This is a genomic window from Nocardia sp. NBC_00881, assembly GCF_045207455.1.
In the GTDB taxonomy this organism is placed as follows: Bacteria; Actinomycetota; Actinomycetes; order Mycobacteriales; family Mycobacteriaceae; genus Nocardia.
The window spans coordinates 3,472,627-3,485,289 of record NZ_CP108798.1 but is presented as its reverse complement, the minus strand read 5'-3'; the positions used below and the strand labels follow the sequence as shown (position 1 = coordinate 3,485,289).

14 protein-coding genes are annotated in these 12,663 nt (G+C 65.6%); 6 read left to right on the top strand and 8 right to left on the bottom strand.

Annotation, left to right across the window (positions count from 1 at the left end):
* Positions 1-56: 56 nt before the first annotated feature.
* Positions 57-1,325 (bottom strand): GNAT family N-acetyltransferase, encoded by a 1,269-nt coding sequence (locus OH799_RS14410; protein ID WP_406280450.1) that lies wholly within the window; start codon positions 1,323-1,325, stop codon positions 57-59.
* Positions 1,326-2,008: 683 nt separating this feature from the next.
* On the opposite strand from OH799_RS14410, the gene OH799_RS14405 reads away from it, so the two are divergent.
* The gene (locus tag OH799_RS14405; protein WP_406280447.1) at positions 2,009-2,632 is read left to right on the top strand and encodes a tyrosine-type recombinase/integrase; all 624 of its coding nucleotides are present in this window, start codon (positions 2,009-2,011) and stop codon (positions 2,630-2,632) included.
* Here OH799_RS14405 and OH799_RS14400 read toward each other — a convergent pair.
* Together OH799_RS14400 and OH799_RS14395 are read right to left on the bottom strand one after the other, a co-directional pair.
* Positions 2,626-3,099, bottom strand: coding sequence for a DUF5994 family protein (locus OH799_RS14400; RefSeq protein WP_406280445.1), 474 nt, complete (start codon positions 3,097-3,099; stop codon positions 2,626-2,628). The two genes, OH799_RS14405 and OH799_RS14400, sit on opposite strands and share 7 nt — an antisense overlap.
* Before the next feature lie 203 nt (positions 3,100-3,302).
* Entirely contained in the window at positions 3,303-4,211 is a 909-nt protein-coding gene (locus tag OH799_RS14395) for a phosphatidylinositol mannoside acyltransferase (protein ID WP_406280443.1), read from the bottom strand.
* 363 nt (positions 4,212-4,574) lie between these two features.
* On the opposite strand from OH799_RS14395, the gene OH799_RS14390 reads away from it, so the two are divergent.
* Positions 4,575-5,177, top strand: coding sequence for a DUF5994 family protein (locus OH799_RS14390; protein WP_406280441.1), 603 nt, complete (start codon positions 4,575-4,577; stop codon positions 5,175-5,177).
* A complete protein-coding gene (locus tag OH799_RS14385) occupies positions 5,174-5,653 on the top strand; it encodes a DUF5994 family protein (RefSeq protein WP_406280439.1) in 480 nt (159 codons plus the stop codon). Before OH799_RS14390 ends, OH799_RS14385 begins: the two co-directional genes overlap by 4 nt.
* Before the next feature lie 118 nt (positions 5,654-5,771).
* On the opposite strand, the gene OH799_RS14380 is transcribed toward OH799_RS14385, so the two are convergent.
* Together OH799_RS14380 and OH799_RS14375 are read right to left on the bottom strand one after the other, a co-directional pair.
* Complete coding sequence (locus OH799_RS14380; RefSeq protein WP_406280437.1) at positions 5,772-5,990, bottom strand: Tn3 family transposase; 219 nt, start codon at positions 5,988-5,990, stop codon at positions 5,772-5,774.
* A 214-nt stretch (positions 5,991-6,204) separates the two neighbouring features.
* Complete coding sequence (locus tag OH799_RS14375; RefSeq protein ID WP_406280435.1) at positions 6,205-7,827, bottom strand: ice-binding family protein; 1,623 nt, start codon at positions 7,825-7,827, stop codon at positions 6,205-6,207.
* A gap of 752 nt (positions 7,828-8,579) precedes the next feature.
* Here OH799_RS14375 and OH799_RS14370 point away from each other — a divergent pair.
* Complete coding sequence (locus tag OH799_RS14370) at positions 8,580-8,702, top strand: hypothetical protein (RefSeq protein ID WP_406280433.1); 123 nt, start codon at positions 8,580-8,582, stop codon at positions 8,700-8,702.
* Between the two features lie 151 nt (positions 8,703-8,853).
* On the opposite strand, the gene OH799_RS14365 is transcribed toward OH799_RS14370, so the two are convergent.
* Together OH799_RS14365 and OH799_RS14360 are read right to left on the bottom strand one after the other, a co-directional pair.
* Positions 8,854-9,009 carry a hypothetical protein gene (locus OH799_RS14365; RefSeq protein ID WP_406280431.1) on the bottom strand — a complete coding sequence of 52 codons (156 nt, stop codon included), beginning with the start codon at positions 9,007-9,009 and terminating at the stop codon, positions 8,854-8,856.
* 179 nt (positions 9,010-9,188) lie between these two features.
* The gene (locus OH799_RS14360; protein WP_357269789.1) at positions 9,189-9,554 is read right to left on the bottom strand and encodes an HPF/RaiA family ribosome-associated protein; all 366 of its coding nucleotides are present in this window, start codon (positions 9,552-9,554) and stop codon (positions 9,189-9,191) included.
* Positions 9,555-9,708: 154 nt separating this feature from the next.
* On the opposite strand from OH799_RS14360, the gene OH799_RS14355 reads away from it, so the two are divergent.
* Together OH799_RS14355 and OH799_RS14350 are read left to right on the top strand one after the other, a co-directional pair.
* A complete protein-coding gene (locus OH799_RS14355; protein ID WP_406280428.1) occupies positions 9,709-10,029 on the top strand; it encodes an FAD-dependent oxidoreductase in 321 nt (106 codons plus the stop codon).
* A gap of 115 nt (positions 10,030-10,144) precedes the next feature.
* Positions 10,145-10,819 carry a haloacid dehalogenase type II gene (locus OH799_RS14350; RefSeq protein WP_406280426.1) on the top strand — a complete coding sequence of 225 codons (675 nt, stop codon included), beginning with the start codon at positions 10,145-10,147 and terminating at the stop codon, positions 10,817-10,819.
* A 39-nt stretch (positions 10,820-10,858) separates the two neighbouring features.
* Here OH799_RS14350 and OH799_RS14345 read toward each other — a convergent pair whose 3' ends face one another.
* Positions 10,859-12,634 (bottom strand): hypothetical protein, encoded by a 1,776-nt coding sequence (locus OH799_RS14345; protein WP_406280424.1) that lies wholly within the window; start codon positions 12,632-12,634, stop codon positions 10,859-10,861.
* Positions 12,635-12,663 lie beyond the last annotated feature (29 nt).

Below are 12,663 nucleotides of genomic sequence, written 5' to 3'. Positions count from 1 at the left end.
CGTGGTATTTCTGGCCGCGAGTACGGGCCCGGTTGGTGAGAAGCGTCCCCCGCCGCCTAGAGCAAGTAGGACACGAAGGGCGCACGCTCTGGAGTGGCCATGACATCCCAGAGCCGCACATGGCGAGGGTCTCGGGCGTGCAGGCGTCCACCCCGATGGACGCCGGAAGCCGAGGTCCCACCCAGCACGATCGCGCCCAGGGTCGACACGTCCATCTCGAGGTCGTGCTCTGCTGTCGTCCGTCGGCACACACCCACTCCGCTGTCGACTTCCAGACGGTAGGTCCCCGCCGCATAGCCCCTGGCGTCGTGCACCCGAATCGTGAGTACGCCGTCGGCCGACCACTCACGGGCCTCGAGCGTCCTGGGTACGTCGAGCAGGCGCAGCCAAAGCCCGTCCCGGCGCAGATTCCGCATCCACCGTGCGTCAGTGACCCACCAGCGCAGCGGATCATCCATCGACAGCCGTCGCACGTGGATCTCGCCGATCATGTCGATCGAGAACAGATACCGCCACAGCGCACCTGCGGTTTCGCTGTCGGCCGCCAGAAAATCGATAACCTTCAGCACGCCATTGGGTGCCTGCTCCGCTGTCCAACCCGGGGTGATCCGGTACGAGACGAAGCCGCGGTTTTCGATCGCGGCACAGTGCCGTGGTCCGCCGCCGGGACCGCTGAGCGACAGCGTCGTCTCCAATGCGGGCGAGGACGGCTCGGTGGAAAGCCGATCCCAGAAGGCGGCGGGGGGAATGACTTCGCCAGGGGTCGCTGCGGCGTGCAGCGCGTACACCCGCTGGGCCGTTTCCTGGGCCTCTTTCCCGGTGACTCGCCGCGGCCGGATGCCTGCTCCCGGCACATCGTCGCGCAAACCCGCTCGGCGCACATCGATCTCCGCGTATTCGTACCAGACAGCAGGGCCGTGCCCGAATCTCTGGTAGATGGGCCACTCCGAGGGCGAATCCGCGCACAGAGCCTTCTCCTCCTCCGCGGCCCGTCGGTACACCCGATCCAGCATGATCGTCATCAGCCCCCGTCGAGTAAGTGTCGGATGACAGGAGCCACCGGTGCACAAGGCCGCCGGCACCGTGGCGCCACCTGGCAGAACCAGATCGCAATCCAGCGAAGTGTTCGTCGCGCCGTACCCGTGGTTGTCCTGGATCGCGATGGCTCGCTCGGGCGGATAGACCTGGCGGTGGAAGTCCACAATGGCCGGATCCGGGTCGGTCGGGGTGGCGAGCGTGGTCAACCAGCAGCCCAGCCATTCGGGATAACGGTCCTCGGGAATTCCTTCTACGAGACTGAATCCATCAGGCAGGGTGTGGCTCACGGGCACGCGTCCTCTACAGGTGTATGGACTGGATCACACGAAGACTGTCCGGGCAGAGTGTACTGGCGAGTTGATGGAAATCCGCGGAACCCCACCGCCGCAAGGGTTATGCAGTACGCGCCCGTGGATCGGATCATCAGCCCATCCTCGGCTTCGAGGTCCACCTGGTTGTCACCCGCAACACCGCCATCCGCTACGCAACGATGCGGGCCAACTGCTCCAGGCCCCAGTCGAATCCGGTCTGAAGACGTGTCTCTAGTCGAAGGAACGATCACGTGTACCCATAGTTCTCAGACCCAGATCGCCCGACCGGACGTAATATCGACGCCGCTCGGTCGCTTGTTTCTCAGGCCGGATCGGATGCGCCGAGAGCGAGATATGCGGCATGAGCGACTATTTGTCCGAGGTATAACCAGGCGCGGACGGCCTACGAGTTCGGTAATAGGACGGTGCTGAATGCGGAATGCATTGGGCAGCAAGGCGTTTCAGCACGTCGGTAGGGGCGAGCGCTGTTGCGGCGAGCGCTCAGGTCGGCTGGGGTGCGGTCTGTAGGCCCGAGAAAACCGCAGCGATAAGGCGTCTACCCTGGGCCGCTCCGTCGTCGTTGTTCGCGACGCGCCACAAAAAGCTCATCAGCATGATGATGTCGGCGGGGTCGTGCCCGGCGGCGATGGTGCCCTCGGTTGCGGGCGAGGTCCGTGGCGCCGGATACCAGCAAGGCGTTGAGCCGTGATCGGGTCGCGGAGATCCTGAGATCGGATGCGCCGCTGCGGGAGCGGGTGTTGTGGCACATGCTGTACGAGTCCTCAGCGCGCGCCGAGAAGGTGCTGATGCTGGACGTGCCGGATCTCGATACGGCGAACCGGTGTGCGGTGGTGACCCGCGAGGGCGGGGCGCGTGAGGTCATCGCGTGGCAGACCGGCACCGCCCGGTTGTTGCCGCGGACGCTGGCCGGCCGCAAATCCGGTCCGCTGTTCCTCATCGACCGCAACGCCCGTCCTCCGGTGGCCCGCAACGACGTCGACCGGGCGACGGGGCGAGCGCGCCTGTCGTACCGCCGCCGCGCGGCCGAGCTGTTCGAGGCCCACACCGAGTGTTTCGACGACGGCCCGTACACGCTGCGCCAATTGCGGCATTCCCGGTTGACACACGCCGCGGAGGAGGGCGCGTCGACACCGGTGTTGATGAAGCTGTCGGGACATACGTCGGTGCGCAGCCTCGCCAAATACGCGAGGGTGTCCGACGAGGGGCTGCGGCGTTATCAAGCCGACAGTGACCCGGCTGCGCGTCGGCGGCCGGGTCACTGATCGGCGGAGGTGCCCATCGCGGCGTGGTTGGTAATGGGGCGGGGTTCGTGGTTTCTGCCCGTCGCGTTTGGTGCCGTGGATCGGGTGGGTTCGCCGGTCACTGTGGGTGCCGGGTCGGTGCTCGGGTGGAGGACCTGCAGCACGATCACGGTGCCGTTGGTTCCGTACACGTACATCGTGTCGAACAGCTCGAACGGGTACGGATCGAGTCGTATGGCGCGGTCGCCCATGAACAGACACCGGCCGGCGGGTGACCAGGCAGTCGGGTCGTAGACCACGCGTGATATCGGCCCGGTCCGTAACTGGAGTGCGGTGATCAGATCAGGGAGCTCGGTGACGAGGTCGCTCGATCGTGGCCACCAGGTGGCGTCGATGTAGTCCCTCGGGTCCGGATGGAGATGCAATCGCGGGGGCGGGGTGAGTGCGCGCGGCGGCGCCGACGGCATGGATAACGTTGACGGCGTCATCGGACGCTCCCGTCACGGCCTGGCGGAAGGCCGGATCGTTTGAATCCGGTGACGACGCAACCTCTGCTGGTCAGCGCGCGTGTTGCCGCCGGATACTGTCGAGCTTACGCCCCAGATGTGGCCATCCCGGTGCAGGCACCGACAGCAGGACCGGGTCAGGCCGTCCGTTCCGGGGTGCGCGCTGATGGTCGGTCGGGCCCGGATCAGTGGTGCGGATTACTGCGCGCCTGCTCGCGGATGAGCTGGTCGGCGGTCCACAGCGGTTGCAGCATGTGCCAGTCGGCGGGGTGCGCAGCGATACCGGCGGCGAACCGGTCGGCCAGGGCCTGAGTCGTGGGCTGCACGCCGCCGGCGGTGTCGATCGCAGCGCCCACGTGGAATCCCCAGCCGTCGGGGGTGAACCAGCAGTGCACCGGCAGCAGCGGCGCACCGGTGTCGATCGCCAGCCGGGCCGGGCCTGCCGGCATGCGGGCCGGTTCGCCGAAAAAAGTAACCGGCACACCTACGCCGGTGGTCAGGTCGCGGTCACCGAGCAACCCGACGATCCGCCCCTGCCGCAGCCGCGCGGTCAGTTGCTCGAACGGCGGTGCGGCGCCGCCGGTGAGCGGGACGATCTCGAATCCCAGGCGCTCACGGAACCGAACGAAGCGCCGGAACAACGATTCCGGTCGCAGCCGCTCAGCGACGACGGTCGGTGTGCCGACCCGCTGTACCAGCCACACTCCCGCCAGGTCCCAGTTGCCGCTGTGCGGTAGCGCCAGCACGGCCCCGCGCCCGTGCTCGACCGCCTCGTGGATGTGTTCGAGCCCGGTGGCCGCGGTTTCGATGGTCGCGGCCAGCCGCACCGGATCCAACGACGGCAGCCGGAACGCTTCGCACCAGTACCGGGCGTAGGAGCGCAGGCTCGCGCGCACGAGTTCGTCGGGCACATGCGCCGGGGTGGTGGACAGCACCCGGGCCAGATTCCGTCGTAGCTGAACCGATCCACCTCCTCGGGCAGCGCGATCGGCCGCGACCTCGAACGATCGCATCGCCCACCGCTGCGGCAGGGCCCGCACCAGCCGCCAGCCGGCCGCGTACCCGAGATCCCACACGCGGGCCTTCAGAGTCACTGACCAGCACCGGCCCCTGCTGAACACCGGCAGATCGTGGCGGTATCCGGCTGTGCACATGTGTCGGTGGGTTCGGCGAGGTGACCGAACAGGCGCGGCGGCCGACGATTCTTGCCTTCCATCTCTCGAGTGTCCTCCCCACCTACCGCGAACGGGCAGCACCGACGACCACAACACCGCCGACACCGACAATGACGACTGGGTAAGAGCACAGGTCACTGTGCATGCGTGCACGTCAGGCCAGTGTGTATCCGGTGGGTAGGATGAAGGTGTCGGGGGCTTTTCGTACGAGACCACCCGTGGTCTGGTCGTCGCCCGGCGAATATGCGGGGCCGCCACGCGGCCCCGGTCAGGAGCGTCGTGATGACGCTACAACACGAGCCGACCCTGCTGGACCGCTCTTCACGCTTTGCCCTCCGCAGCGGCCCGCCGCCGTCGTCACGGCGGTTAGCGACACCGCGAGCACCCCGCCCGGGGGCGGTGGATGGGGCCTGGTGGCCCCTCACGACCGACTTGGTCGCCGAACTGTCCGATCTGGAGGCGCTGCTGGGTCGGCGGGCAGGCAGCATCGACCGAATCATGTACAACATGGACGCCTGGCAGCCGGCCCCGAGGCGCACGATGATCGGCGGGTGTTCGGTTCGCCTGGACGGATACCGGCACCTGCCCGCCCATACACTCTGTGTTCTGGGACCCGACCGCACCCGTCTGGTCCTGCTGGTGATCCCCGCAGACACCCAGAACGCCACCGCCCAGGCCTTGCTGGCGGGCGCATCCCGACCGGGCAATGAATTCACCGCCGACGAACTCGTGGCCACCGACACCCGCCACAGCCTCGATCACACCCAGAACGAGGCCGCGTTGCGCCGCTGGGACGACGAAGGCGGTCACGGCGCGCCGATGGACCCGGCAGACCAACGCGCATCCTGCGCAGGATCCCCGGCCCTTGCCAGAGGCCTGATATGACACAAAACCCGCCGCAGGACAGAGGCGGCGCCGCCGGCGACCGCGGCCTGGGCCGATCCCAGGCCAGCGCCGAGGGTGGGCAACCATTCGGCACGCCGACGCGCACACCGCGGCTGCTGCTGCGCGAGGGTGACGAGGAATCCGGCGGTGTCGACGGCGCTTGGTGGCCCAGAACCGACAACCTCACCAGCGAACTGCACGACCTGGTCACCGCCCTCACCCCGCGACTGGGCGCGACCGCCCGGATCAGCTTCGACTGGAATTCGCTGAGCCTGTCCCAACGCCGCATCGACGCCCCCGACGGGATCGAGGTCACCGGACCGCTTCCGGACCAGCTACCCCAGGTGATGTATGTCTTCGGCCCACACGATCGGCGCCTTCGATTGCTGGTGATCAACCCCGCCACCACCGCAGACCGCGCCCACGCGCAGATGCGCAAGGCCGTAAGCGCCAGCGCCGACCAGCCGCAATCATGAACGACCCCGGGCAGCGACATGGCCGGCCACCGCGCCTTTGCCGCTGCCCGTTGCTATCCGATGGTGAGGTTCTTCATCGCGACCACCCTGTATCGCCGCGGCACCGACAGTGGATGGCTCAGTCGTCGGCGCGGGCGTCGGGATCACGCAGCGGGCGGTGGGTTCCGCCGAGGTCGGGCAGGTGGAAGGCGTAGTGCCCGTCCAGGCCGATGTGGCCGCGGATGAACGCCGACAACCGAGCGGCGTCTTCCTCACTCACCGGATAGTCTTGTGCGCGAAGCTGTTCAAGGGCGCGGTCGCTGTCGACGGTGTTCCACAGCACGAGACAGTTGAGCACCAAACACCATGCGCCGCAGTCAGAACCAGGAACCACCCTGACCAGCGGCTACCCGAACTTCGTTGTTTTTTGCGCGGTCCGGAACCCGCACACTCTACGGGGACCCTCAACCCCCCGAAGGGCGGGCGGACCAGCGGCCACCCGCACCCGAGACACACCTGTCCGCGCGCCGAAGACGCGCGGACAGGTTCGAAATCCTTTCGGTGTATCAGGGCTAGGGTGCCGTGATGGTGTTGGTGTCCAGGGTGACCGCGCCGTTGAGGGCCAGGACGCTCCCGTTCACGGTGGTGCCGGTTGTCACCGTGTCCGAGGTGAAGGTCAGGATGTTTCCGGCGAAGTTGGTGTTGGCGCCCAGTGTGGCCGAGCTACCGACTTGCCAGAACACGTTGTCTGCGGTGGCACCGTTGATGAGGTTCACGGTGCTGTTCGCGCCGGTGATCAGTGTCGTCCCGGCCTGGAAGATGAATACCGCGTTCGGATTGCCTTGCCCGTCCAGGGTGACGGTGCCGTTGACGCCGATCCCGCCAACTGCCTTGTACACCCCGGAGGTCAGGGTTTGTCCCCCGAGATCAGCGACCACGAACGCGGTGGGCGTCCGGCCCGCCGCGTCGATGTAGGCAGCCTGCAAATCGGTGTGTGCCTGGGCCGCGACCGCGTCCCCGGCATGGATCGCTCCGTTGATCACCGTTCCCGGGGGGAATCCGGTCACTGCGGTGCCCGGGCTGACACCCAGGTTACCGGAGATGGCCGTGGCTCCGGTGTTGGTGACTGTCGTGGCACCCAGCACCGCGAACGACGAGGCTGTCCCCAGATTGACCGGCGCCAGACCCGACACGTAGGTGTAGGCGATACCGTTGCTGGTTCCGCCGGGGGTGGTGACGGTGACCAGTACCGTCCCAGCTGAATGGGCTGGGGTGAGGGCAGTGATCTGGGTGTCGGAGTTGACGGCGAACAGAGCCGAAGGTGTCCCACCGAAACTCACTGCGGTGGCTCCGGTCAAGCCTGTCCCGGTGAGCACAACCACTGTCCCACCGCTCGGCGGGCCCACGTTCGGCACCACTGTGAGGAGGACAGGCACCGCGATGTAGGTGAATGCGACACCGTTGCTGGTGCCACCGGCGGTGGTGACGGTGACCGACACCGTCCCGGCTGAATGGGCTGGGGTGAGGGCAGTGATCTGGGTGTCGGAGTTGACGGTAAACAGGGTCGATGGTGTCCCACCGAAACTCACTGCGGTGGCTCCGGTCAAGCCTGTTCCGGTGAGCACAACCACTGTCCCACCGGTTGGCGGCCCTGAGCTCGGAGTGATGCTGGTGAGGGTGGGCACCGCGATGTAGGTGAATGCGACACCGTTGCTGGTGCCACCGGCGGTGGTGACGGTGACCAACACCGTCCCGGCTGAATGGGCTGGGGTCACCGCCGTGATCTGCGTCGAGGAGTTGACCGTGAACGAGGTTGCCGGTGTCCCACCGAAACTCACTGCGGTGGCTCCGGTCAAGTTCGTCCCGGTGAGCACAACCACTGTCCCACCGGCCGCTGACCCCGAAGCCGGACTGATGCTGGTCAAGGTCGGAGCCGGGAGCCCCCCATAGGTGTAGGGCAGCGGGTTGCTCGTGCCGTCCAGCAGTGCCTGTACGGTGACGTTCACCGTGCCGGTCCCCGGCGGAACGATGGCCGTGATCTGGGTATTGGAGTCGATGGTGAATGTCGTTGCCATCGTGCCGAACCGGACAGCCAAGGGACCGACATTGGCGAACCCGGAGCCGGTGATGACTACAGAGTTCAAACCTGCTGGAGGGCCGAAAGAGGGTGTCAGCGAGGTGATTACAGGTGCCATTTTTTGCCTTCTAATGAGTGATCGGTGGAAAAAAATTCTCCCGCAGCAGCGCAGGCCTGGCCGTTTTGTTGCGCCGCTTATATCCAGTAATCCTCCAGTGGCGGCACTTTGGCAATGCATCCCCGGTCCGTTTCCGTCCGGCCTTTGTTATTTTTCGGGTTCGGCCGGTAGCTATCGGAAAACTGGACACCAGGCGTGACCTTGTCGCCCGGCTTCGATTGGCGCCGCCGTTTAGTTCGGGCGCCTGAGCCTTGTTCGCGAATTCTGACGCCGGTTGTTCGCGAATTTAGGCGTCGGTTGGGCTGGGTGATTCCCGATCCCGGTCGCGAGAATTGACATCACCTGAGCGAGGACCTGCCACCACAACGGTGTCGAAATTCGCAATCACAAAAATCCCGAAGCGGTGTCGAGATTCACGACCAACTGCTGCCCAGATTCGCGATCAGAAACGTGCCGGTAAGAACCGCGTCATCTGGTATTTGAAGCGCAAACTGCCTGGTAGCCGGTGGTGGTGGGTGTAGTTTGCCGGTGATGAGGGGGCTTGACAAGAATCAGCTGATCGACCGATGGACGCTTGCCGTTGAGGAGTCGGGGCCGGTCGCTTCCAAGCTTGGTGCGGCGACGCTCGGGTTTGCTATCTTCAGCTGAATCGGGGCCGTCTACAACGACGGTCTGGCCGCCGCGAAGGCCCGCAGCCGGGTCGGCGGCCGCCTCGCGCTCTTTCCCAAATCCAGCTCGACCAGGCCCAGCGCATGTACGACGAGGACCAGCTCACCGTGGACCAGATCGCTAAGCAGCTGCCCACGCTCGGCTTGCAGCTCGGCGACGAGCGCCCGCACGTCAAGGGCAAGCTCCGCGAATACGTCCGGCTCTGACCAGCAGCCGGAAACCGAATGGAACCGAGAACATGGCACGACCCCGGGCGTCGGTGATCGGCTGCGGGCGCTGGCGACCGGCGACCTGCCGCTGACCCACGAAGCCTTCACCGAGGACACATTGCCCCCGATCGACCGCGTCGCGGGCCTTCTAGTCCTGCTCTATGCCCAGCCCGCCACCCGCATCGCCCAAACCAGGCTGGACGACGTGACCATCCAAGACGGTCAGGTGTTCCTCCGGATCGCTGAAGAAGACGTGCCGATGCCCGAGCCCCTGGACAGTCTCATCACCGATCTGATCACCCAACGTCGCAACATGGGCACCGCCGCCAACCCGACGTCACCCTGGCTGTTACCCGGGCAGCGGCCGAACCGCCCGATCAGCACCACCAGACTCCGGGAACGGCTTCGCCGCCTCGGTGTCACCGGCGCCAGCCGGGTCGCGGCCTTCAACGAACTGGCCGCTACCGGTGCCGAACGGCTGACTCAGTTCGTGTGCGGGTGGTCCTTATGCGGGTGCCGGATGGAGTCGCCACCCTTTGTCTCGTGCAGCCGGCCGAACCGGCTGGCGAGCAGATGTGCCATGCTCTCGGCCGCACCCCGACAGGCATCGTCGATCGTCGCGGCGTTGTGGGTCACCGCGACCGGCTGCTGACCGGTTGGACGAGCCTGCAACACGCATCGCTTGTCGCCTGGTCCACCTTTGCCCGCGTTCTGATCACTGAGGTGGGCTTCGACGCTGACGACCTGGTCGCTGAAGCGCTCGAGCGTCGAAGCGATCTCCTCCTCGACGTGCCGGATCAGCTTGTCACCGCTGTCGATGTTGCTATCGGTGTTGATCTGAATCTGCATGTGCGATCCATTCCGGTAGGTGGCAACTGTTACCCGGACAGAGGCGGATGGTGTTCATTGTCGACTCCGCCGCCTGCTCCGCCTGGACTCCCGTACTCACTGTAATCCCCGATGACTGTCGGACCGAGAGATCACTATCTGCGGTAAGTCCTACTTGGGACCCTGCGTATTGGACCCCATCCGGGCATGGGTCCGGGAATTCATTCCGGGACTGATTCCGGACCCCGTGAGGGTTGCCATGTGTGCGGACGTTCATTTACCAGACGAGACCGGGCTGTTGGGGAAGGTGCCCGGAATGGAAGGCGTCGTCGCGGCGGTCGGTTTCTCCGGCCACGGCTTCAAGATGGCCTCTGCACTGGGAGCCGTTGCTGCCGACCTCGTGCTGGACGGAACAACGGCCACCGACGTCAGTTTCATGAACCCTGCCAGGTTCCTCGGACCGGACTCGCGACTCACGTCATTGGCTCTGCGCTGAGAGCAGTAATGATGACATCAGTGAAAGCCATCCGCTGCTCGGCCCTGGACAAGCGCTCTTTCGAGAGCTTTGAACAGCCTTCAAGAAATGCAAGATAACTATGAACGGACGAAATATGGCAACCACAAACTTCCGGCCGAAGTACATCTCCTTCGACTGCTACGGCACACTGATCAACTGGGATACTGATCCCACCACCCGCCGGCTGCTCGCGGGCCGTCTTCCTGAAGAGCAGTGGCCCGCGTTCAAGAAGGTATTTCGCGGGTACCGTTTCGACGAGGTATGCGGCGACTACAAGCCCTACGAGCAGATCCTTCAGGATTCCTTCGACCGGGTGTGCCAGCGGTGGGGCATCGGGCCGACCGAAGGCGCCGGTGCACAGTTCGCCGAGGCTGTACGCGGCTGGGTTGCCCATGAGGACGTGCCGGCTCCGCTGAAGCTCATGGGCGACAACTACAAGCTGGTGATTCTGTCCAACGCAGACGACAGCTTCCTGGACATCAGCGTTCCGAGGCTCGGTGCAGACTTCCACGCCGTCTTCACCGCCGAGCAGACCCAGGCCTACAAGCCGCGCTACCAGGCGTTCGAGTACATGCTCGATACCCTGAACGCCAAGCCGGAGGACTTCCTGCACGTCTCCTCGCACACCCGGTACGACCTGATGCCGATGCACGACATGGGCTTCCGGAACCTGGTGCTGCTGGACCGTGGCTGTGACCCCATCACCGCGGGCTACGACTACACCACAGTTGAGTCACTGGACGAGCTCAACAAGCACCTCGGTCTCTGAACCCCATTCCTGATCTTCCGGACGAAGGGCGCTTGCTGGTCAGGTGCCGTTGGCGGGTTGGGTGTAGGTGTGGCCGTCAAGGACGGTGGTCATGGTGCCGGTGGCTCGGAAGTTGTTCTGGATCGTCTCGGGGCCGAGGGTGAATCCGTCGGGTTCACTGGTGCGTTTGGTTCCGGTGTATGTGCCTGAAATCTGTAGGTCGGTGTGCCAGGTAATGGGGGCGAACCCGGTCTCCGCGCGCCGTTGGACGCGGTCGGTGCCGTTGATGACGACGCCGTCGCCGTCGCCGAAGTCGGTGTAGGTCACCACGATCTGCATGATCATGGTCTTGGTCGCGTTCTCGGTGATCACGACTTGCGCGCTGCCGCGGTCTGTGCCGCGGAGGGTGTAGGTGCCCTCGGGCAGATGGGGAACCTGCGGCAACGGGTCGCCCGGACGATATGCCAGGCCCCACGCGGGCACGGGTGCAGGCGCCACCGGCTGTGGCGGGGTCGGTTCGATGTTGTCGAAGCGAGCGATCATCACGCGACTGCGACGCCCGCCGGGTTCGCCCGACGGCGGGCAGGGCAGTGGGTTGGCGCCATCGCAGGCGGGGGCGGTTACCAGGTTCTCCGCCCACACCACGCCGGTGCTGTCGGACAGCCAGGCCGGGTCTGCCGCGGCGTTCCAATTCGGGTCGCCGCCGACGTTGATCTGCTGACTCTTTCCGGTATCGAGGTCGACCAGGTACGGCAGGAAGAACCTGCGTCGACCGTTGTTGCGAATTCCGGCGATGTGGGCGGTGGTGGGCAGTTGGTCGGTAATCGGCGGGATTTCGGGCATCGCTGCGATGAAGTCGACCCGGCCTGACCCCAGCACTTGCTCGGCGAGCAGGTACCTACCGTCGGGCGAGGCGGCCATCGGATCGGTGTAACCGGCGTTGTGGGTCAACGGCCACGAGCGGCCGGTGACGTTGTCGGTGGCCCAGGCATCGATGTTGCCGGACGAGTGGTGCTGGATGCCGAGTGCTGCGGTGCCGTCGTGGTTCCAGCCCCGGAATTCTCCGATCATCCCGGCCGGGTTGAATGTCAGTTCGTTGCCCGCTCCCACGGTGTAGGGCTGAAACTGCTGGGCTGGGTTGAACAGGGTGCGCACGTCTTCGACGGTGTAGCGGCTGTTGGCCGGGTCGAACACAAGTCGGCCCATGAACGGCACCTGTTGGAAGCTGTCGTTGCCGGCAACCATGTAACTGAAGCCGATGTGGATGTCGTCCGGGTGCAAGCGCGGTTCGCGCAACGCCCCCAGCCGGCCGATACCGGCATCCCACTGCAGCGGGTAGACCCGCATCCGATCGGGAGTGCAGCGGTCGTCGGCGAACTGGATACCGTCGCATTCGATGATGCTGTTGCCCGCCAGCGCCCGAGTGCCGTCATGGAAACCGTTGATCGGGTATTTGACATCGGAGACGCCGTACTCGAACGAGGCCGTACCCAGCGGCGGCACCGGAACACCACAGGTCAGGCACTTCCAGCCGTCGCCGTTGGGGAACATACTGCCGTCGGTCCGCACCAGCAGCACTTGCGGGCCGGAACGGGCGGCGGCCGCACCCGTTGCCGGAGCTCCGGCGAACGTCGCGCCGACCAGCACATACTCGCTGTCGGGCCAGTAGGTACCGACGGAGCCCAACGCCCCCCACCCGGGGTCCACGCAGCCGGTACCTCGTGGGTTGATCGCACCGGTACACGATCCAGCCTCGGTAGATGGCGCCGTCGGCGGCATCGGAAGCTGGGCCAGCGACACCTCTTCCTCGAGTCCCGCCGACGGATCTACTGTCAATACCCCCTCCGCTGCGGTGATCCACCGCT

Coding starts and splice junctions, on each gene's coding strand:
- OH799_RS14400 (WP_406280445.1), bottom strand. CDS start 3,099: ATGACGCCGTCAACGTTATCCATGCCGTCGGCGCCGCCGCGCGCACTC.
- OH799_RS14390 (WP_406280441.1), top strand. CDS start 4,575: ATGACGCTACAACACGAGCCGACCCTGCTGGACCGCTCTTCACGCTTT.
- OH799_RS14385 (WP_406280439.1), top strand. CDS start 5,174: ATGACACAAAACCCGCCGCAGGACAGAGGCGGCGCCGCCGGCGACCGC.
- OH799_RS14375 (WP_406280435.1), bottom strand. CDS start 7,827: ATGGCACCTGTAATCACCTCGCTGACACCCTCTTTCGGCCCTCCAGCA.
- OH799_RS14370 (WP_406280433.1), top strand. CDS start 8,580: ATGTACGACGAGGACCAGCTCACCGTGGACCAGATCGCTAAGCAGCTG.
- OH799_RS14360 (WP_357269789.1), bottom strand. CDS start 9,554: ATGCAGATTCAGATCAACACCGATAGCAACATCGACAGCGGTGACAAG.
- OH799_RS14350 (WP_406280426.1), top strand. CDS start 10,145: ATGGCAACCACAAACTTCCGGCCGAAGTACATCTCCTTCGACTGCTAC.